Raw genomic sequence first — 18,883 nt, 5'->3', positions numbered from 1 at the left:
TCCGCACGGCATACCCGGGCCCCAGCGGATGTAAGGGGCATGTCGGCGTGTTCCAGGACTGAAGTCGTGCAGATGGATAACGTACATCAAAGGGGCAATGTCCCTGGTCACGACTGCGACCGCACGCCGACTGCCTTGCCCTGGAGATCTGGAGCGCCCGTATGCGCCTGCTGCTGGTACACCCAAGCGCGTTGATGTACTCGGAGATCTTCCTCCGTCTGGAGCCGCTCGGGCTCGAACGCGTCGCAGCCGCCGCCAGGGACGCGGGACACCAGGTGCGTGTCGTGGATCTCCAGGTGCTCTCCCCCAAGCTGCTCGAACGCGAGCTGCGCTCCTTCCAGCCCGAGGCCCTGGGGATCTCCCTCAACTACCTGGCGAACATCCCCGAGGCCCTCGAGATCGCGCAGAGCGCCAAGGCGGCGGTGCCGGGGTGCTTCGTCTTCTTCGGCGGCCACAGCGTCTCCTTCATCGGCGACCATGTGCTCGAACAGGCCGAGGGCGCCGTCGACGCGATCGCGCGCGGAGAGGGCGAGACGGTGGTGGTCCCGCTGCTGGCGGCCGTACCCGACAAGGCCGCGCACACCGTGCCAGGCGTCGTGACGGCCGAGGGCAGGGGCCCCGCGCCCAAGATGCTGGAGAGCATCGACGCGCCCCGCCCGGCCCGCGACCTGATGCGCCGGCGCAACCGCTATTTCATCGGCGAGCTCGACCCGTGCGCCTCGATCGAGTTCACCCGCGGCTGCCCCTGGGACTGCTCCTTCTGCTCGGCGTGGACCTTCTACGGCCGCAGCTACCGCAGGGCCGCGCCCGAGGCGGCGGCCGAGGAGATGGCGTCCATCCGCGAGCCCAACGTCTTCATCGTCGACGACGTGGCCTTCATCAAGTCCGACCACGGGCACGGTATCGCCGCCGAGCTGGAGCGGCGCAACATCCGCAAGCAGTACTACCTGGAGACCCGCGCCGACGTCCTGCTCCGCAACGAAGAGGTGTTCGAGCGCTGGACGAAGCTGGGCCTGCGCTACATGTTCCTCGGCATGGAGGCGCTGGACGCCGACGGCCTCGACCAGTTCCGCAAGCGCATCAGTCCGGACGAGAACTTCCGCGCGCTGGAGACGGCGCGGCGGCTCGGCATCAGCGTGGCCATCAACCTGATCGTCGACCCCGCCTGGGACGAGGAGCAGTTCCGGCTGGTGCGCGAGTTCGCCCTGTCGGTCCCGGAGATCGTCCATCTGACGGTCATGACGCCCTACCCGGGCACCGAGGTCTGGCACACCGAGAGCCGCCAACTGACCACGCGGGACTACCGGCTCTTCGACATCCAGCACGCCGTGGTGCCCACCCGGCTGCCGCTCGAACAGTTCTACCGCGAGCTCGTGCGCACCCAGGCCGTCATCAACCGCAAGCACCTCGGGCTGAGCACGGCGATCGGCGCGATGCGCATCCTCGGCCGCAACCTGGCGCACGGCCAGACGAACTTCGCCCGCATGCTGTGGAAGTTCGGCCGGGTCTACAACGCGAACCGGCAGCTGTCCGACCACGCGCGTGAGGTCCGCTACGAGTTGCCGCTGCCCGAGCGGCGCACCGCGGCACCCGGTCGCAAGGAGCTCTTCGTCCACACGATCGGCCGGACGGGCGCGCGGGCCCAGGCGGGGCCCACGACGCCGCAGTGACACCGGGCCCGCCCGCCCCCACCTCCCTCGCGCCTCAGTCGGCCCCGTCCTCACGCGGCAACGCGTCGCCACGCGGCGGCGCGTCCGCCCGCAACGGTGCCTCCTCACTCGGCAGCGCGTCCTCGCGCGGCGGTGCGTCGTCGTTGCCTCGCCGGATGGTCCGCAGTGGCCAGCCCGGCTGCCAGGTACGGAAGACGATGTCCGGGTCCTCGACGGTGACGCGCACCGCTTCCTCGACCTCCACCCTGAAGAGGTGGAACTTCTCCGGCACGTCGCCCTCCGGGATGCCCGCCGCCCAGCGCGCGAGCTCGGCCGGCTCGGTCACCTCCACCGCGCGCCCGGAGACCCGCACGTCCCCGCCGTCCATGTCCGCTCCCTCGCCCGGGTTGGCGTACACCGCGCACCTGTTGTCACGCCGCAGGTCCAGCGCCTTGCGGGAGTTCGGCATCATGCCCAGCCACATCTCTCCCGCCCGGAAGTCGACCTCCAGCCCCGTCAGCCGTGGTGAGCCGTCCCGGCGCAGGGTGGCCAGGACGTGGTGGGTGTGCCTGCCAAAGCGCTGTTCCACGGCGTCGGCGAAGCGGGGTTCGCCCCTGTGGAACTCCGCCCAGCTGACCCCGTGCGCGGTGCGGGGTGCGTTCTCGTTCGCCGTCGTGCGGCCGCTCGTCGTCATGCGGCCACTGTGGCGCGCCAACCGGACATCTTCTGTCGGGTTTCGCGTGGCGTTGGCGTCAGCTCGGGATCCGGGCCAGTGCGGCTTTCGCCGACGGGGAGAGGCGGTGGTGCTCGGCGGCGGCGTCGAGCACGGGTACGGCCCGCTTGTCCCCCAGCGCGCCGAGACCCACCACGCACGCCTCCGCGATCGGCCAGTAGTGCAGGGGGCCGATCAGCAGCCGCTGGAGGACGTTGATGAGGGTGGGCACGGACTCGGGGGCCCGCAGGGCGGTCAGGAGGCGGACCGGGTAGAGCGCGTAGGCGGTGCGCAGTTCGTTGGTGGCCAGGGCCGCGGCGGCCTTGGCGGTGCGCGGGTCGCGTAACCGCTCCAGGGCGTGGGCGGCGCTCGCGCAGCAGACCGGGTCGCGGTAGTTCAGCAGGAACACGAGGGTTTCGAAGGCCCGTTTGTCGCCCGCGTTGCCCAGCGCGAAGGCCGCTATCTCGCGGGCCCACAGCGGCCGTTCGGTCTCCACGAGCACGGCGGCGAGCTGATCGCGCGCGTCGGTGCCGCGCTGCCTGGCCAGCGTGACCAGGCGCGCGTACTCGACGGGCTCGGCCTCGGTCCGCACCCGGTCGATCAGCGCTCGAAAAGCGTCGCCCACTTCGGTCCCCCTCACGTGCCGCGTTCCACAGCGTGGAAGTGTTCCTACCCCTGGTGTTCTGATTACCCACGAGTTACGGTGCTCATCAGAGCGGTACCCTCGCTCAGGCGGCTTGGTGACGCAGCCGCCGAGAGTGACGTCGGTTCGGCGGCGGGCCCTCCCGCGCCCCAGGCGTGCGGCCCGCACGGGCCGCCCCGCGCTCCGGCCCCGGGACAGGGCCGCGCGGCGGGGCGTGACCGGTAACTCCCCTGCCTCGCGTGTGTGTACGCCCGCGCGCCCGGTAGTGCACGAAACCCTCACCCTCATCAGCCGCGCCCCCTCGTGGGCCTGTGTCACACCCTCTGGAGTCCCCTGATGGACCGTCCTCCTCTGCACACCATCGCCGTCGTCGGCCTCGGCACGATGGGTACCGGCATCGCCGACATTCTCACCCGCTCCGGGCGAGAGGTCATCGGCATTGACACGAACGAAGCAGCCGCGCGGCAGGCCGTTGCCGCGCTGGAGTCCACGACCGCGCGCGCGGTCGAGCGCGAGCGGATGACACAGAGCGAACGGCGGGACGTGCTGGCGCGCTTCCGCACCTTCACCGGGATCGAGGCGGCGGCCGACGCCGATCTGGTCATCGAAGTGGTGCCGGAGGACTACGACACCAAGTGCCAGGTCTTCACCGCGCTGGACACGCTCGTGCGCCCCGAGACGATCCTGGCCACCGGGACCAACGCGCTGTCCGTGACGCGGCTGGCCGCGGACTCCGACCGGCCCGAACGCGTGCTGGGGCTGCACTTCTTCAACCCGGCGCCCGCGATGCGGCTGGTGGAGGTCGTCTCCTCGGTGCTGACCTCGCCGCGCGCCGTGGCGGCCGTCACCGCACTCGCCGAGGAACTGGGCAAGGATCCGATCGCGGTCGGTGACCGGCCCGGCTTCGTCGCGGACGGGCTGCTGTTCGGCTACCTGAACCAGGCGGCCGCGATGTACGAGTCGCGCTACGCCAGCCGCGAGGACATCGACTCCGCCATGCGGCTGGGGTGCGGTCTGCCGATGGGCCCGCTCGCCCTCCTCGATCTGATCGGGGTGGACACGGCACGCACCGTACTGGAGGCCCTGCACGCCCAGTCGCACGACCGGCTGCACGCGCCGGCCCCCGTCCTGCGCCAGCTGGCCGACGCGGGGCTGACCGGCCGGAAGGCCGGCCGCGGCTTCTACACCTACGCCGCTCCGGGCAGCGCCGAGGTGGTGCCCGACGCGCGCACGCCCGATCCGGCGGCGTCCGGCGCCGCGGGCCGCCCGGTGGCCGCGGTCGGCGTCGTGGGGTCGGGGACGATGGCGGGCGGAATCGCCGAGGTGTTCGCCAAGGCGGGCTTCCCGACGGTGCTCGCGGCCCGCGGCGAGGCCAAGGCGAAGACCGCCAAGGAGCGGGTCGGCGCCTCGCTGGACCGCGCGGTGAACAAGGGGCGGATGACGAGCGGGGAGCGGGACACCGCCATGGCGCTGATCACCCCGGCGGGGTCGCTCGACGCGCTGGCCGGGGCCGACCTGGTGGTCGAGGCGGTGGCCGAGGACCTGGACGTCAAGCGCGCCCTGTTCCGGCGGCTCGATCAGGTCTGCAAGCGGGGGGCGGTGCTGGCGACGACCACCTCCTCACTGCCCGTGGTGGCCTGCGCCCGCGCGACCTCGCGGCCCGCCGACGTGATCGGGATGCACTTCTTCAACCCGGCGCCCGCGATGAAGCTGGTGGAGGTCGTCACCACCGTGCTGACCGGCGAGGAGGCGCAGGCCACGGTCCGCGCGGTCTGCGCGCAGGTCCGCAAGCATCCGGTCGACTGCGGCGACCGCGCGGGCTTCATCGTCAACGCGCTGCTGTTCCCCTACCTGAACAACGCGGTGAAGATGGTGGAGGAGCACTACGCCTCGCTGGACGACATCGACGCCGCGATGAAGCTGGGCGGCGGCTATCCGATGGGCCCCTTCGAGCTGTTGGACGTCGTCGGCCTGGATGTCTCGCTCGCCATCGAGCGGGTGCTGCACGAGGAGTTCCGCGATCCGGGCCTGGCGCCCGCGCCGCTGCTGGAACACCTGGTCTCCGCGGGGTGTCTGGGCAGGAAGACGGGGCGCGGCTTCCGCGAGTACGCACGCCGGTGACCGGGGGCACGGCCGGGTGGGGCGGGCTGCTGGACCCCGGGGGCAGCGGCCCGTCCCCCCACCCCGTCACGGCGTGTAACGTTCACCACATGCCAGAGCCCGAGAAGAACTCCCGTACGACCAGCACCCGTGCGAACGGTGCCGCATCCCAGCGCCTGAAGGTGCGCCGGGAGTTGGCCGCGGCGGCCATGGAGCTCTTCGCCACGAAGGGTTACGAGGCCACCACGGTGGATGAGATCGCGGCCATGGCGGGTGTCGCCCGGCGCACCTTCTTCCGGCACTTCCGCTCCAAGGAAGAGGCGATCTTCCCGGACCACGACGACACCCTGGTGCGCGCGCAGGCGGTGCTGGAGGCGGCACCGGCGCACGAGCACCCGCTGGACACCGTGTGCCGCGGCATCAAGGAAGTCATGAAGATGTACGCCGCCTCCCCCAAGGGCAGCGTGGAGCGGTACAAGCTGACCCGCGAGGTGCCGGCGCTGCGCGAGCGGGAGATCGCCTCGGTGGCACGCTACGAGCGGCTGTTCACCCGTTATCTGCTGGGCCACTTCGACGAGGAGGCGCACCGGGACGGGGTCAGCGGCTACGACGAGCCGCTGCTGGCCGAGGTGGCGGCCTCCGCCGTGGTCACCGCGCACAACCACGTGTTGCGGCGCTGGCTGCGCTCGGGCGGCACCGGCGATGTGATGTCCCAGCTCGACCACGCGTTCGCGATCGTACGGCGCACCTTCGGTACCGGCTTCGGCGCGCACCGACCCGGCTCCGAGCGGCCCGCCGCGGCCGTGGAGCGCAAGGACGAGGTGCTGGTGACCGTCGCCCGTACCGACGCGCCTCTGGGCGAGATCATGTCCACGATCGAACGCGCGCTCGGCCAGGCCTGACCGTACGCGCCTGCGCTGCCTCGCGCGCGGCCAGCCCTGACGCGCGCGGCGAGGGAGTCGGGTGAATTGCGCCCGCGCCCCGCCCCGCGTTCCCCGTCCGCACCCGGGGAGTGGAAACCATGGCGCGTGAGGCGACGTGGAGGTGCGGCGGTGTCGGTGGCGCCAGGCGGGCCGAAGAGCCCCAGGCAGTGGTTGCGGACCAAGTCCGTCGAGGAGTCCATTCGCGACACGGACGATCCCGAGCGGGGGCTCAAGCGGTCACTGAGCGCGCTGGACCTGACCGTCTTCGGGGTCGGCGTCGTCATCGGCACGGGCATCTTCGTCCTGACCGGGCAGGTCGCCAAGACGACCGCCGGACCCTCGGTGGCCATCGCGTTCGCGATCGCCGGCGGGGTGTGCGCGCTGGCCGCCCTGTGCTACGCCGAGTTCGCCTCCACGGTGCCGGTCGCCGGGTCCGCCTACACCTTCGCCTACGCCTCGTTGGGCGAGCTGCCCGCCTGGATCATCGGCTGGGACCTGGTGCTGGAGCTGGCGCTCGGCTGTGCGGTCGTCGCGGTCGGCTGGTCGGGCTACGTGCGCTCCCTGCTGGAGAGCGTCGGCTGGGGCCTGCCGCAGTGGCTCTCGGGCACCAGCGAGGAGACCGGGTTCGGTTTCGACCTGCTGGCCTGCCTGCTGGTGCTGGCGCTGACCGCGGTCCTGGTGGCGGGCATGAAGCTGTCGGCCCGCGTCACCACCACCGTGGTGGCGATCAAGGTGGGCGTCGTCCTGCTGGTCATCATCGCCGGGGCCTTCTTCGTCAAGGGCGACAACTACGACCCGTTCATTCCGCCCGCCGAGGGCGCCACGGGGTCCGGCTCCGGGTGGGCGGCGCCGCTGATCCAGCTGGTGTCGGGCTACCAGCCCACCCACTTCGGCGTGATGGGCGTCTTCACCGCGGCGGCCGTCGTCTTCTTCGCGTTCATCGGCTTCGACGTGGTGGCCACCGCCGCCGAGGAGACCCGCGCTCCGCAGCGCGACATGCCGCGCGGCATCCTCGGCTCGCTGGTCATCTGCACGGTGCTCTACGTCGCGGTCTCGGTGGTCGTCACGGGGATGCGCAAGTACACGCAACTGACGGTCGACGCGCCGCTGGCGGACGCCTTCAAGGCCGTCGGCCAGCCGTTCTGGGCCGGCCTGATCAGCTTCGGTGCGGCGGTCGGCCTCACGACGGTGTGCATGATCCTGCTCCTGGGCCAGTCGCGGGTGTTCTTCGCCATGAGCAGGGACGGGCTGCTGCCGCGCCTCTTCTCCCGGGTGCACCCGCGCTTCCAGACGCCCTACCGTTCGACGGTGCTGCTCGGGGTGGTGGTGGCCGTCATCGCGGGGTTCACGAGCATCGCGGAGCTGGCGGAACTGGTGAACGTGGGCACGCTGTTCGCGTTCGTCATGGTGGCACTGGGCGTGCTCGTCCTGCGGCGCACCCGGCCCGACCTGCCGCGGGCCTTCCGTACCCCGCTGGTGCCCGTGCTGCCGCTGGTCTCGGTGCTGGCGTCGCTGTGGCTGATGCTCAATCTGCCCGCCGAGACGTGGGCGCGGTTCGCGGCGTGGATGGTGCTCGGCGCCGTGCTCTACGCGGTCTACGGGCGCAAGCGGAGCCGGCTGCGGAAGGGCGAGGAGCCGCCGGAGCACCACGTGCCCTGACGCGGCACCGGTCCTGCGGCTGTGACCTGCGGGTCCGCCCAGGCTGATCGATCATCGCTCACATGAGAGCACTCGCCTCCATGTGAGAATTCGCGGCACTCGGTGTCTTGTGCGCTGGCACTGGGTGTCATACCTTGGCATCAGTCCGGGCGCTGTCCCCGCGGCCGAAACCGTGTTGCCCCGGACCGCTCGGCGTCACGAGCGACCCCGCGCACACCCGCGCATACGCACCAGCCGAACCGACGGCGCTGCCTCACAACCGACGACCCCCCGGGGAACTTCCGGCCCGACGCCGGAGGACTCCTTTCGACTTTCGCGCTTCGCCGGAGGCATATCGTGAACCAGATCCTCGACGCGATCCTCGCGTCCGACACCTCCCCCGAGGACTTCGCCGCCCTCCCCCTGCCCGACTCCTACCGCGCCATGACCGTCCACAAGGACGACGCCGGGATGTTCGAAGGGCTGGAGACCCGGGACAAGGACCCGCGCAAGTCGCTCCACGTGGACGAGGTGCCCGTGCCCGAACTCGGCCCGGGCGAGGCCCTGGTGGCCGTGATGGCCTCCTCGGTCAACTACAACTCCGTGTGGACCTCGATCTTCGAGCCGATGTCCACCTTCGGCTTCCTGGAGCGCTACGGGCGCCTGTCCCCGCTGACCAAGCGGCACGACCTGCCGTACCACGTCATCGGCTCCGACCTGGCCGGCGTCGTGCTGCGCACCGGCGCCGGCGTCAACTCCTGGAAGCCGGGCGACGAGGTCGTCGCCCACTGCCTCTCGGTCGAACTGGAGTCCGCAGACGGGCACAACGACACGATGCTCGACCCCGAGCAGCGGATCTGGGGCTTCGAGACCAACTTCGGCGGGCTCGCCGAGATCGCACTGGTCAAGTCCAACCAGTTGATGCCCAAGCCGGACCACCTCAGCTGGGAGGAGGCCGCGGCGCCCGGACTGGTCAACTCCACCGCGTACCGCCAGCTCGTCTCGGGCAACGGCGCCGGCATGAAGCAGGGCGACAACGTCCTCATCTGGGGCGCCAGCGGCGGCCTGGGCTCCTACGCCACCCAGTTCGCGCTGGCCGGCGGCGCCAACCCGATCTGCGTGGTCTCCAGCGAGGACAAGGCCGAGATCTGCCGCAGGATGGGTGCCGAGGCCATCATCGACCGCAAGGCCGAGGGCTACCGGTTCTGGAAGGACGAGCACCACCAGGACCCGAAGGAGTGGAAGCGCTTCGGCAAGCGCATCCGCGAACTGACCGGCGGCGAGGACGTGGACATCGTCTTCGAGCACCCGGGGCGCGAGACCTTCGGCGCCAGCGTCTACGTCACCCGCAAGGGCGGCACCATCGTCACCTGCGCCTCCACCTCGGGCTACGAGCACAGCTACGACAACCGCTACCTGTGGATGTCGCTGAAGCGGATCGTCGGCTCCCACTTCGCCAACTACCGCGAGGCCTGGGAGGCCAACCGGCTGATAGCCAAGGGAAAGATCCACCCGACCCTCTCCAAGGTCTACCCCCTCGCGGAGACCGGTCAGGCCGCCCACGACGTGCACCGCAACGTGCACCAGGGCAAGGTCGGCGTGCTGTGCCTGGCGCCCGAGGAGGGCATGGGCGTGCGCGACCAGGAGATGCGGGCCCGGCACGCCGACGCCATCAACCTGTTCCGCGACACCGAGGGTGAGCGGACCAGCGGGCCCGGCCGGAAGGCGTGAGGCGCGCCATGACCGAACCCCAGGACGACAGGCGCCCCAAGGACCGGCCCTGGCTGATGCGCACGTACGCCGGGCACTCCACGGCCGAGGCGTCCAACGAGCTGTACCGGCGCAACCTGGAGAAGGGCCAGACCGGGCTGTCCGTCGCCTTCGACCTGCCGACCCAGACCGGCTACGACCCCGACCACGTGCTCGCGCGCGGCGAAGTCGGCCGGGTCGGCGTGCCCGTCTCGCACCTGGGCGACATGCGCCGGCTCTTCGACGGCATCCCGCTGGAGAAGATGAACACCTCCATGACGATCAACGCCACCGCCATGTGGCTGCTGGCGCTCTACCAGGTGGTCGCGGAGGAGCAGGGGGCAGACGTCTCGCAGCTGAAGGGGACGACGCAGAACGACATCGTCAAGGAGTACCTCTCGCGCGGGACGCACGTCTTCCCGCCGGGCCCCTCGCTGCGGCTGACCACCGACATGATCGCCTACACGGTGGCGCACCTGCCCAAGTGGAACCCGGTCAACATCTGCAGCTACCACCTCCAGGAGGCCGGCGCCACGCCCGTCCAGGAGATCAGCTACGCGATGGCGACGGCCGTCGCGGTGCTGGACGCCGTACGGGACAGCGGTCAGGTGCCGCCCGAGGAGTTCGGCCAGGTGGTCGGGCGGATCTCGTTCTTCGTCAACGCGGGCGTCCGGTTCGTGGAGGAGATGTGCAAGATGCGGGCCTTCACCCGCATCTGGGACCGGATCACCGCGGAGCGCTACGGAATCACCGACGCCAGGCAGCGCCGCTTCCGCTACGGCGTACAGGTCAACTCGCTCGGCCTGACCGAGGCGCAGCCGGAGAACAACGTGCAGCGCATCGTGCTGGAGATGCTGGCCGTCACCCTCTCCAAGGACGCCCGCGCCCGCGCCGTGCAGCTCCCGGCCTGGAACGAGGCGCTGGGCCTGCCCCGCCCCTGGGACCAGCAGTGGTCGCTGCGCATCCAGCAGGTGCTGGCACACGAGAGCGACCTGCTGGAGTACGAGGACATCTTCGCCGGGTCGCACGTCGTCGAGAAGCGGGTGGAGACCCTCGTCGAGGAGTCGCTGGCCGAGATGGAGCGCATCGAGCAGATGGGCGGGGTGCTGGCCGCCGTCGAGTCGGGCTACCTGAAGTCCCAGCTCGTCGCCTCGCACGCCGAGCGCCGGGCCCGGATCGAGTCGGGCCAGGAGCGGATCGTCGGCGTCAACTGCTACGAGTCGAGCGAGCCCAGCCCGCTGACCGCCGACCTGGACACCGCGATCCTGACGGTGGACCCGGCCGGGGAGGCGGCGACGGTGGAGGCCGTGAGGGACTGGCGCGCCGCGCGGGACGAGCCGTTCTGGCGCGAGGGCACCCGCGATCCCGGCCTGTACCCGAGCGCCGAACAGGCCCTGGCGGCGCTGCGCGAGGCGGCGTCCGGCGAGACGAACCTGATGGAGGCCACCTTGGAGTGCGCCCGCGCGGGGGTGACCACCGGCGAGTGGGCGGGGGCGCTGCGCGAGGTCTTCGGCGAGTTCCGGGCACCGACGGGGGTCTCCTCGGCGCCGGTGGCGGTCAGCGCCGAGGAGGGCTCCGAGCTGGCCGGGGTCAGGGCGAAGGTGGAGCGCACCGCAGAGGAGCTCGGCGTCGCCAAGCTGCGGCTGCTGGTGGGCAAGCCCGGGCTCGACGGGCACAGCAACGGGGCCGAACAGATCGCCGTACGGGCCAGGGACGCGGGCTTCGAGGTGGTCTACCAGGGCATCAGGCTCACGCCCGAGGAGATCGTCGCCGCGGCGCTCGCCGAGGACGTGCACTGCGTGGGTCTGTCCATCCTCTCCGGCTCGCACACCGAACTGGTGCCCGACGTGCTGGAGCGGATGCGGACGGCGGGCGCCGACGAGGTGCCCGTGATCGTGGGCGGCATCATCCCGTCGGCGGACGCGCGGGCGCTGATCGAGGCCGGCGTCGCGGCCGTCTTCACCCCGAAGGACTTCGGGATCACCGAGATCATCGGCCGTATCGTCGACCAGATCAGGACACGGAACAAGCTCGAACAAAGCGACCGGACGAGCGATGCCACGCCCGGCCGGCGAGAGACAGTGGAGGTCAGCTAAGTGAGCAGCGAGAACCAGCAGCGTGCGCTCCGTCCGCGCCGCTCCTGCCTGGCGGTGCCCGGCAGCAACCCGCGGTTCCTGGAGAAGGCCCAGGGCCTGGCCGCCGACCAGGTCTTCCTCGACCTGGAGGACGCGTGCGCGCCGCTGGCCAAGCCCGAGGCACGGCACACCATCGTGAAGTTCCTCAACGAGGGCGACTGGAGCGGCAAGACGCGCGTCGTCCGCGTCAACGACTGGACGACCGAGTGGACGTATCGCGACGTGGTCACCGTCGTGGAGGGCGCCGGCGCCGAGCTGGACTGCGTGATGCTGCCGAAGGTGCAGGCCGCGGCGCAGATCCAGGCCCTGGACATGCTGCTGACGCAGATCGAGAAGACGGTGGGTCTGGAGGTCGGACGCATCGGCATCGAGGCGCAGATCGAGAACGCCAAGGGCCTGGTGAACGTCGACGAGATCGCCGCGGCCTCGCCGCGGATGGAGACCATCGTCTTCGGGCCCGCCGACTTCATGGCGTCCATCAACATGAAGTCGCTGGTCGTCGGCGAGCAGCCGCCCGGCTACCCGGCCGACGCCTACCACTACATCCTGATGCGCATCCTGATGGCGGCCCGCACCCACGACCTCCAGGCCATCGACGGGCCCTACCTCCAGATCCGCGACGTGGAGGGCTACCGCAAGGTCGCCCAGCGGGCCGCGGCGCTCGGCTTCGACGGCAAGTGGGTGCTGCACCCGGGCCAGGTCGAGGCGTCCAACGAGGTCTTCGCGCCCTCGCAGGAGGACTACGACCACGCCGAGATGATCCTCGACGCGTACGCCTACTGCACCTCGGAGGCGGGCGGCAAGAAGGGCTCGGCGATGCTCGGCGACGAGATGATCGACGAGGCCAGCCGCAAGATGGCGCTGGTCGTCTCCGGCAAGGGCCGGGCCGCGGGCATGAAGCGCACCACCTCCTTCACCCCTGAGGAGGCCTGAGATGCAGTTCGGCCGCACTTTCGAAGAGTTCACGGTGGGCGACACCTACAAGCACTGGCCGGGCAAGACCGTCACCGAGTACGACGACCATCTGTTCTGCCTGCTCACCATGAACCACCACCCGCTCCACCTGGATCGCCACTACGCCGGCTCGACGACGGACTTCGGCAAGAACGTGGTGGTCGGCAACTACGTCTATTCCCTGCTACTGGGCATGTCGGTGCCGGACGTGTCGGGGAAGGCCATCGCCAATCTGGAGATCGAGTCCCTCAAGCACGTCGCCCCGACCTTCCACGGCGACACCCTGTACGGCGAGACGACGGTGCTGGACAAGACGCCGTCGAGGTCGAAGAGCGACCGGGGCATCGTGTCCGTCGAGACGAAGGGCTGCACCCAGGACGGCACGCTCGTGTGCGTCTTCCGCCGGAAGGTGATGGTGCCGACCCGGGATTACGTCGCCGCACGCGGCGGGGAACAGCCGGGCCGTCCCGAGTTGACCGAGCCCGCGCCGAAGGGCGGTAAGTGACATGGGACGTCTGGCGCAGACGGAAGGCCTGACGGAGATACAGCGGGAAATCGTCTCGACGGTTCGCGACTTCGTCGACAAAGAGATCATCCCGGTGGCCACGGAACTCGAGCACGCGGACGCGTATCCGGACGAGATCGTGGCGGGCCTCAAAGAGCTGGGTGTCTTCGGGCTGATGATCCCCGAGGAGTACGGCGGACTCGGCGAGTCGCTGCTCACCTACGCGCTCTGCGTGGAGGAAATAGCCCGCGGCTGGATGAGTGTGTCGGGCATCATCAACACGCACTTCATCGTGGCCCACATGCTGGTGCGGCACGGCACCGAGGAACAGCGGGCGCACTTTCTGCCGAGGATGGCGACGGGCGAGGTCCGCGGGGCTTTCTCGATGTCGGAACCCGGCCTGGGTTCGGACGTCTCGGCCATCTCCTCCAAGGGGGAGCGCACCACCGACGAGTCCGGCGACTTCCTGCTGAGCGGGCAGAAGATGTGGCTGACCAACGGAGCCTCGTCCACGCTGGTGGCGGTGTTGTGCCGGACGGAGGAGGGCCATGGGCAGGGGACCGCTCCGCACAAGTCCATGACCACGTTCCTGGTGGAAAAGGAGCCCGGATTCGGCCAGGTCAAACCGGGTCTCACCATCCCCGGCAAGATCGAGAAGATGGGCTACAAGGGGGTCGACACCACCGAGCTCGTCATGGACGGTCTGCGTGTTCCGTCCGACCGCGTACTCGGCGGCACCACCGGGCGCGGTTTCTACCAGATGATGGACGGGGTGGAAGTCGGCCGGGTGAATGTTGCGGCACGTGGCTGCGGCGTCGCCCAGCGTGCTTTCGAGCTCGGTATCGACTACGCACAGCAGCGTCACACGTTTGGCAAGCCGATCGCCGGGCATCAGGCCATTCAGTTCAAATTGGCCGAGATGGCCACCAAGGTCGAGGCGGCACACGCCTTGATGGTCGGCGCCGCCCGCAAGAAGGACTCGGGCCAACGGAACGACCTGGAGGCGGGGATGGCCAAATATCTCGCATCCGAGTACTGCAAGGAGGTCGTCGAGGACTCCTTCCGTATACACGGCGGGTACGGTTTCAGTAAGGAATACGAGATCGAGCGGCTCTACCGGGAAGCGCCGATGCTCCTGATCGGCGAGGGAACCGCAGAGATCCAGAAAATGATCGTGGGCCGGCGGCTGCTGGAGGAGTACCGCACTCAGGGCTGAATGTCCCTTTCGGGGTGTTTTCTTGGGGATCAAGATCACACCCCGGCCCGGGACTTCGGCCACTGACTGGCCCGCTGGCTTGCCCAGTTGCCCTCAGAAACCGATAGCATCCCGGGAAAGCCGCCGTCCCCTGTCTCCTAAGCGGCTCCCTCCGCTACGAAGGTCATTCATGCCCCACAGCCCTACCACTGCACCCAGCGGCTCACCCTTGCCGGGACCGGCTTCCGGCGCGAGCGGCGCGCCCCGCGTGCGCCTCGCGCGCGGAGCCTCGCCGTGGCTCGTGCCGACCGTCGCGACGGCGGCCCTCAGCCTGGCGCGCGTGCGCAAGTCGCCACGCGCCGCGCTGGTCGCCGTGCCGGCCACGGCCCTCGCAGCCGGGATGCTGTGGTTCTTCCGCGACCCGGAGCGGGAAATCGGTCAGGGCCGGGTGATCTCCCCGGCCGACGGCGTGGTGCAGAGCATCATGCCGTGGGAGGACGGCCGAACCCGTGTCGCCATCTTCATGAGCCCGCTGAACGTCCACGTCAACCGCGCGCCGCTGGCCGGCACGGTGACGTCCGTCGAGCACATCCCCGGCGGCTACGTTCCGGCGTTCAACAAGGAGAGCGAGAACAACGAGCGCGTCGTCTGGCACTTCGACACGGAGCTCGGCGACATCGAGATGGTGCAGATCGCCGGCGCCGTCGCCCGGCGTATCGTGCCCTACCTGCCCAGCGGCGCCAAGGTCGAGCAGGGTGAGCGCCTCGGGCTGATCAGGTTCGGCTCCCGGGTCGACGTCTACCTCCCCAAGGGGGTAGAGGCCGCCGTGGAGGTCGGCCAGGCCACGACAGCGGGGGTGACTCGCCTTGACCGTGATTGATCCCGACGCCCAGCCCACCTGGGCCCCGGGTGCCGAACGCACCGCCGAGCGCGACACCGACTTCGCGGACGACTTCGCCGCGGACGACTTCGAGGACGACGCCGACGACGAGATGCCACTCTCGACGCGCCTGTCGATCGCGGACACGCTGACGCTGGGCAACGCCACCTGCGGCTTCATGGCCGTGTACTTCACCACCACGGGCGTGCTCATCCCGCACCTGACGGGCAGCGAGGACGGCGGCATGGCCCGGCACAGCGCGGCCACGGCCGTGGTGCTGATGCTGATGGCGGCCGTCTTCGACCTCTTCGACGGGCTGGTCGCACGCAAGCTGCGCAGCTCGGCCATGGGCGCCGAGCTGGACAACCTCTCCGACCTCATCAGCTTCGGTCTCGCCCCCGCCTACTTCGTGGCCGTGTGGGGCATGGTCGCCAACGACGCCAACCAGCGCGTCTCCGTGGTCGCCGCGATCGTGGTGCTGTTGGCGGTGGTGCTGCGGCTTGCCCGGTTCTCCTGCGTGCCCATGCGCAACGGGATGTTCCAGGGCATGCCGGGGCCCTTCGGGGCGCTGACCGTCATCTCGATCGTGCTGCTGGAGCTGCCGTTCATGCCCACCGCGCTGGGCATCCTGGGCGTGGCATGGCTGATGGTCAGCCGCGTCGAGTACCCCAAGCCGCGCGGACGGCTCGCGGTGGCCATGCTCTGCTGGATCGTGCTCAGCATGGGTCTGCTGGCCTCGTGGGCGTTCGACGCCCCCGGTGGCGAGCTGCTGCTCCAGACCGGATGCGCGCTCCAGGTCGTCCTCGGGGCCGTCATCCCGCTGTTCGCGACGGCACGCCGGGTGAACGCCTTCCGCGACAACCGCCGCGAGGCGCGGGCCGCCGCGCAGGGCTAGTCACCGTCACGCAGGAGAGGGGCCCGCCACGCGTGTGGCGGGCCCCTCTTGTCGTGACCAGAGCCCCTGCCCCGCCCTTTCACCGTTTCCTGGGGCGCTGCCCCCAGGCCCCCGGTTATCGCTTCGCTCGTCCTCAATCTCCCCCGGACTCCGTCCGGGAGGCGCCCCCAGACGGGCTGCATTTTCAGCCCGCCCCCAGCAAACGGGAAGGGCCGAGGTAGGGGAAAAGCTCAGAGCTGGTCGGTGGCCAGCTGCTCGGCGAGCTGCTCCAGCAGCGGCCCGGCCTCGGCGATGCACCGCTGGACGTCCGGCTCGATGTCCGTCAGCGCGTAGGCGCGCTCGATCCCGGCGGCCCTGAGCTGCTTGCGGTCGATGGCCAGCCGCCCGCACACCGCCACCACGGGCTTGCCGGCCCGCCCGGCAGCCGCCGCGACACCGGCCGGAGCCTTGCCGTGCAGGGTCTGCTCGTCCAGCGAGCCCTCACCGGTGATCACGAGCGCGGCCCGCTGGATGGCGGCCTCGACGCCCAGCTCCTCCATGAGGAGGTCGATGCCGGGCCTGAAGCGTGCGCGGAGCCCGACCAGGGCGCCGAACCCGATGCCGCCCGCCGCGCCCGCGCCGGGCGCCGCGGCGGCCTCCTGCTCGCCGAGGATCTCCGCGAGGTGCGTGAGGGCGCCGTCGAGTAGCTGCACGTCCTCCTCGCTCGCCCCCTTCTGCGGGCCGTAGACGGCGGCCGCGCCCTTGGGGCCCGTCAGCGGATTGTCGACGTCGCTGGCGAGGACGACCTCGACGTTCTTCAGCCGCGCGTCCACGGTCGACAGATCGGCAGTGACCAGCTCGCGCAGCCCGCCGCCGCCCCATGGCACGGAGTCGCCGTCGCGGTCCAGGAGATGGGCGCCGAGGGCGTCGAGCATGCCGGCGCCGCCGTCGGTGGTGGCGGACCCCCCGACGCCGAGGATGATCGTGGTGGCGCCCGCGTCGAGTGCGGCCAGCAGCAGTTCGCCGACGCCGAAGGTGGTGGCCGTCAGGGGCACGAAGACCCCCGGCGGCAGGTGCTGGAGACCTGCCGCCTCGGCCATCTCCACGACGGCCGTGCCCTCGCGGAGCGCGAAGGCGGCGGTGACAGGGGCACCGGTCGGCCCGGTGACCTCCACCTCGTGGCGGGTGAAGCCGCCGGCGACGGCCGCCGCGACGGTGCCGTCGCCGCCGTCGGCCACGGGTACGGCCTCGACCTCCGCCTCGGGGTGTGCCTTCCGGATTCCGGCCGTCACGCGGTCGGCGACCTCGACGGCCGTCAGCGATCCCTTGAACTTGTCCGCGGCGATCAGCACGCGCGCCGGTGTGGTCCGCGCCGTCGTAGTCATGGTTCTGCCCCTGGGTCTCTCTGTTGTTCGAACAGGCAGTCGCGCCGTCGTGACCCTATCTGGCGGGCGGCTTCCCCGACCATGGGGCCGTCGTCGACCCGACGGCGGTCACACCCTGCGGTGCAGCCTGCGCCATACCGCGCGGGCCGCGTGGTGCCCCGCCATACCGTGCACGCCGGGGCCCGGCGGGGTGGCCGACGAGCACAGGTAGACGGCGGGGTGCGCGGTCTCGTAGGGGACGCGCGTGAGCTTGGGCCTGATCAGCAGGCGCAGCCCGGCCGCCGAGCCGCAGGCGATGTCGCCGCCGACGTAGTTGGCGTTGCGGGCGGCCAGCTCGGGCGGCCCCGCGGTGGCGCGGGCGAGCACCCGGTCGCGGAAGCCCGGCGCGAAGCGCTCGATCTGGCGCTCGACGGCCTCGGTGGCGTCGCCTCTCCAGCCGTTGGGCAGGTGCCCGTACGCCCAGAAGACGCCCTTGCCCTCGGGGGCGCGGGTCGGGTCGGTCAGGCTGGGCTGCGAGGTGATCAGGAAAGGCCGCTCGGGGGCGCGCCCGCGGACCACCGCGTCCTTCATCGCGGTGTCGATGTCGTCGAGCGTCGGGCCGATGTGCACCGTGCCGGCGCGGGCCGCCTCGGGAGAGGTCCACGGGACGGGGCCGTCCAGCGCATAGTCGATCTTGAAGAGGCTGGCGCCGTAGCGGACGTTGTCGTACGCGCTGCCCAGGCCCGCGATGCGGGCGAGCGCGGTCGGTGAGGTGTCGAAGACGTAGGCGCGCGCGGGCGGCAGCTCGTCGAGGCGCTTGACCTCCACGCCGGTGTGGATCAGGCCTCCCAGTGCGCGCAGGTAGCCGGCCAGCGCGTCGGAGATGGCCTGCGAGCCGCCGCGCGGTACCGGCCAGCCGACGGCGTGCGCGGCGAGCGCGAAGACGAGTGCCGGCGCCATCATGAAGGGGTTGTTCATGGGTGCGATGACGTGGCCCGCCATGCCGGCGAACAGCGCGGGGCCCTTGGCGTCCCGGAACCTGGCCTTCGACCAGGTGACCGGCTGGAGCCCGGTCATCCCGAAGCGAAGGAGCTGGAGGGGGTCGAGGGGGAAGCGGCCGTTGAGCACCGAGCCGTAGCCGAAGAAGTCTTCGGCGAGCGTCTCCCAGCGGCCGATGTAGGGGCCCACCAGCCGGCGGTAGGCTCCCGCGTCGCGCGGGCCGAGCGAGGCCGCCGTCTCCCCCACGGAGCGCGCGAGCACGGCGGCGCTGCCGTCGGGGAACGGGTGGGCCATGGGCAGTTCGGGGTGCAGCCATTCGAGTCCGTACCGGCCAAGCGGCATGGAACGGAAGGCGGGCGATCCGGCGCCGGTGGGGTGGACGGCGGAGCAGGGGTCGTGGCGGAAGCCGGGCAGCGTCAGCTCCTCGGTGCGGGCGCCACCGCCCACCGCGTCCCGCGCCTCGAACAGTTCGACGTCGAACCCGCGGCGGGCCAACTCCACGGCCGCGGTCAGCCCGTTGGGGCCTGCTCCGACGACGACCGCGTCCCGGATCGCTGGCACGT

At 70.8% G+C, this 18,883-nt stretch carries 15 protein-coding genes; 11 read left to right on the top strand and 4 right to left on the bottom strand.

Going from position 1 to position 18,883, the window contains the following annotated elements; translation table 11 throughout:
• Positions 1-161: 161 nt before the first annotated feature.
• A complete protein-coding gene (gene hpnR, locus DTL70_RS17530) occupies positions 162-1,670 on the top strand; it encodes a hopanoid C-3 methylase HpnR (RefSeq protein WP_114022894.1) in 1,509 nt (502 codons plus the stop codon).
• 34 nt (positions 1,671-1,704) lie between these two features.
• Here hpnR and DTL70_RS17525 read toward each other — a convergent pair whose 3' ends face one another.
• Positions 1,705-2,343: a pyridoxamine 5'-phosphate oxidase family protein gene (locus DTL70_RS17525; RefSeq protein WP_114022893.1), complete on the bottom strand. Its 639-nt coding sequence runs from the start codon at positions 2,341-2,343 to the stop codon at positions 1,705-1,707.
• A gap of 58 nt (positions 2,344-2,401) precedes the next feature.
• On the bottom strand, positions 2,402-2,986 hold the full coding sequence (locus DTL70_RS17520; protein WP_114022892.1) for a HEAT repeat domain-containing protein: 585 nt from the start codon (positions 2,984-2,986) through the stop codon (positions 2,402-2,404).
• 354 nt (positions 2,987-3,340) lie between these two features.
• On the opposite strand from DTL70_RS17520, the gene DTL70_RS17515 reads away from it, so the two are divergent.
• The 10 genes from DTL70_RS17515 (at position 3,341) to DTL70_RS17470 (ending at position 15,978) form a co-directional block, all read left to right on the top strand.
• Positions 3,341-5,125 (top strand): 3-hydroxyacyl-CoA dehydrogenase family protein, encoded by a 1,785-nt coding sequence (locus DTL70_RS17515; protein ID WP_114022891.1) that lies wholly within the window; start codon positions 3,341-3,343, stop codon positions 5,123-5,125.
• Positions 5,126-5,214: 89 nt separating this feature from the next.
• Positions 5,215-6,006, top strand: a complete 792-nt coding sequence (locus DTL70_RS17510) for a TetR family transcriptional regulator (protein ID WP_181860966.1) — start codon at positions 5,215-5,217, stop codon at positions 6,004-6,006.
• A gap of 192 nt (positions 6,007-6,198) precedes the next feature.
• Positions 6,199-7,686, top strand: a complete 1,488-nt coding sequence (locus tag DTL70_RS17505) for an amino acid permease (protein ID WP_114022889.1) — start codon at positions 6,199-6,201, stop codon at positions 7,684-7,686.
• Between the two features lie 336 nt (positions 7,687-8,022).
• Positions 8,023-9,396: a crotonyl-CoA carboxylase/reductase gene (gene ccrA, locus DTL70_RS17500; RefSeq protein WP_114022888.1), complete on the top strand. Its 1,374-nt coding sequence runs from the start codon at positions 8,023-8,025 to the stop codon at positions 9,394-9,396.
• A gap of 8 nt (positions 9,397-9,404) precedes the next feature.
• Entirely contained in the window at positions 9,405-11,510 is a 2,106-nt protein-coding gene (locus DTL70_RS17495) for a protein meaA (protein WP_114022887.1), read from the top strand.
• The gene (locus DTL70_RS17490; RefSeq protein ID WP_114022886.1) at positions 11,511-12,482 is read left to right on the top strand and encodes an HpcH/HpaI aldolase/citrate lyase family protein; all 972 of its coding nucleotides are present in this window, start codon (positions 11,511-11,513) and stop codon (positions 12,480-12,482) included. It begins immediately after the preceding gene.
• Position 12,483: 1 nt separating this feature from the next.
• The gene (locus tag DTL70_RS17485; RefSeq protein WP_114022885.1) at positions 12,484-13,008 is read left to right on the top strand and encodes a MaoC family dehydratase; all 525 of its coding nucleotides are present in this window, start codon (positions 12,484-12,486) and stop codon (positions 13,006-13,008) included.
• Between the two features lies 1 nt (position 13,009).
• Entirely contained in the window at positions 13,010-14,224 is a 1,215-nt protein-coding gene (locus DTL70_RS17480; protein WP_114022884.1) for an acyl-CoA dehydrogenase family protein, read from the top strand.
• Positions 14,225-14,393: 169 nt separating this feature from the next.
• Positions 14,394-15,083 (top strand): phosphatidylserine decarboxylase, encoded by a 690-nt coding sequence (locus tag DTL70_RS17475; protein ID WP_245979434.1) that lies wholly within the window; start codon positions 14,394-14,396, stop codon positions 15,081-15,083.
• Positions 15,070-15,978, top strand: coding sequence for a CDP-alcohol phosphatidyltransferase family protein (locus DTL70_RS17470; RefSeq protein WP_114022883.1), 909 nt, complete (start codon positions 15,070-15,072; stop codon positions 15,976-15,978). The genes DTL70_RS17475 and DTL70_RS17470 overlap by 14 nt, the downstream gene beginning before the upstream one ends.
• Positions 15,979-16,208: 230 nt before the next feature.
• On the opposite strand, the gene DTL70_RS17465 is transcribed toward DTL70_RS17470, so the two are convergent.
• Positions 16,209-17,309 (bottom strand): glycerate kinase, encoded by a 1,101-nt coding sequence (locus tag DTL70_RS17465; protein WP_114022882.1) that lies wholly within the window; start codon positions 17,307-17,309, stop codon positions 16,209-16,211.
• Between the two features lie 141 nt (positions 17,310-17,450).
• Complete coding sequence (locus DTL70_RS17460; RefSeq protein ID WP_114022881.1) at positions 17,451-18,881, bottom strand: phytoene desaturase family protein; 1,431 nt, start codon at positions 18,879-18,881, stop codon at positions 17,451-17,453.
• Between the last annotated feature and the right edge of the window lie 2 nt (positions 18,882-18,883).

This window comes from Streptomyces diacarni (genome assembly GCF_003323715.1).
GTDB classification, from domain to species: domain Bacteria; phylum Actinomycetota; class Actinomycetes; order Streptomycetales; family Streptomycetaceae; genus Streptomyces; species Streptomyces diacarni.
This window is presented reverse-complemented; position numbering and strand designations above follow the sequence as displayed.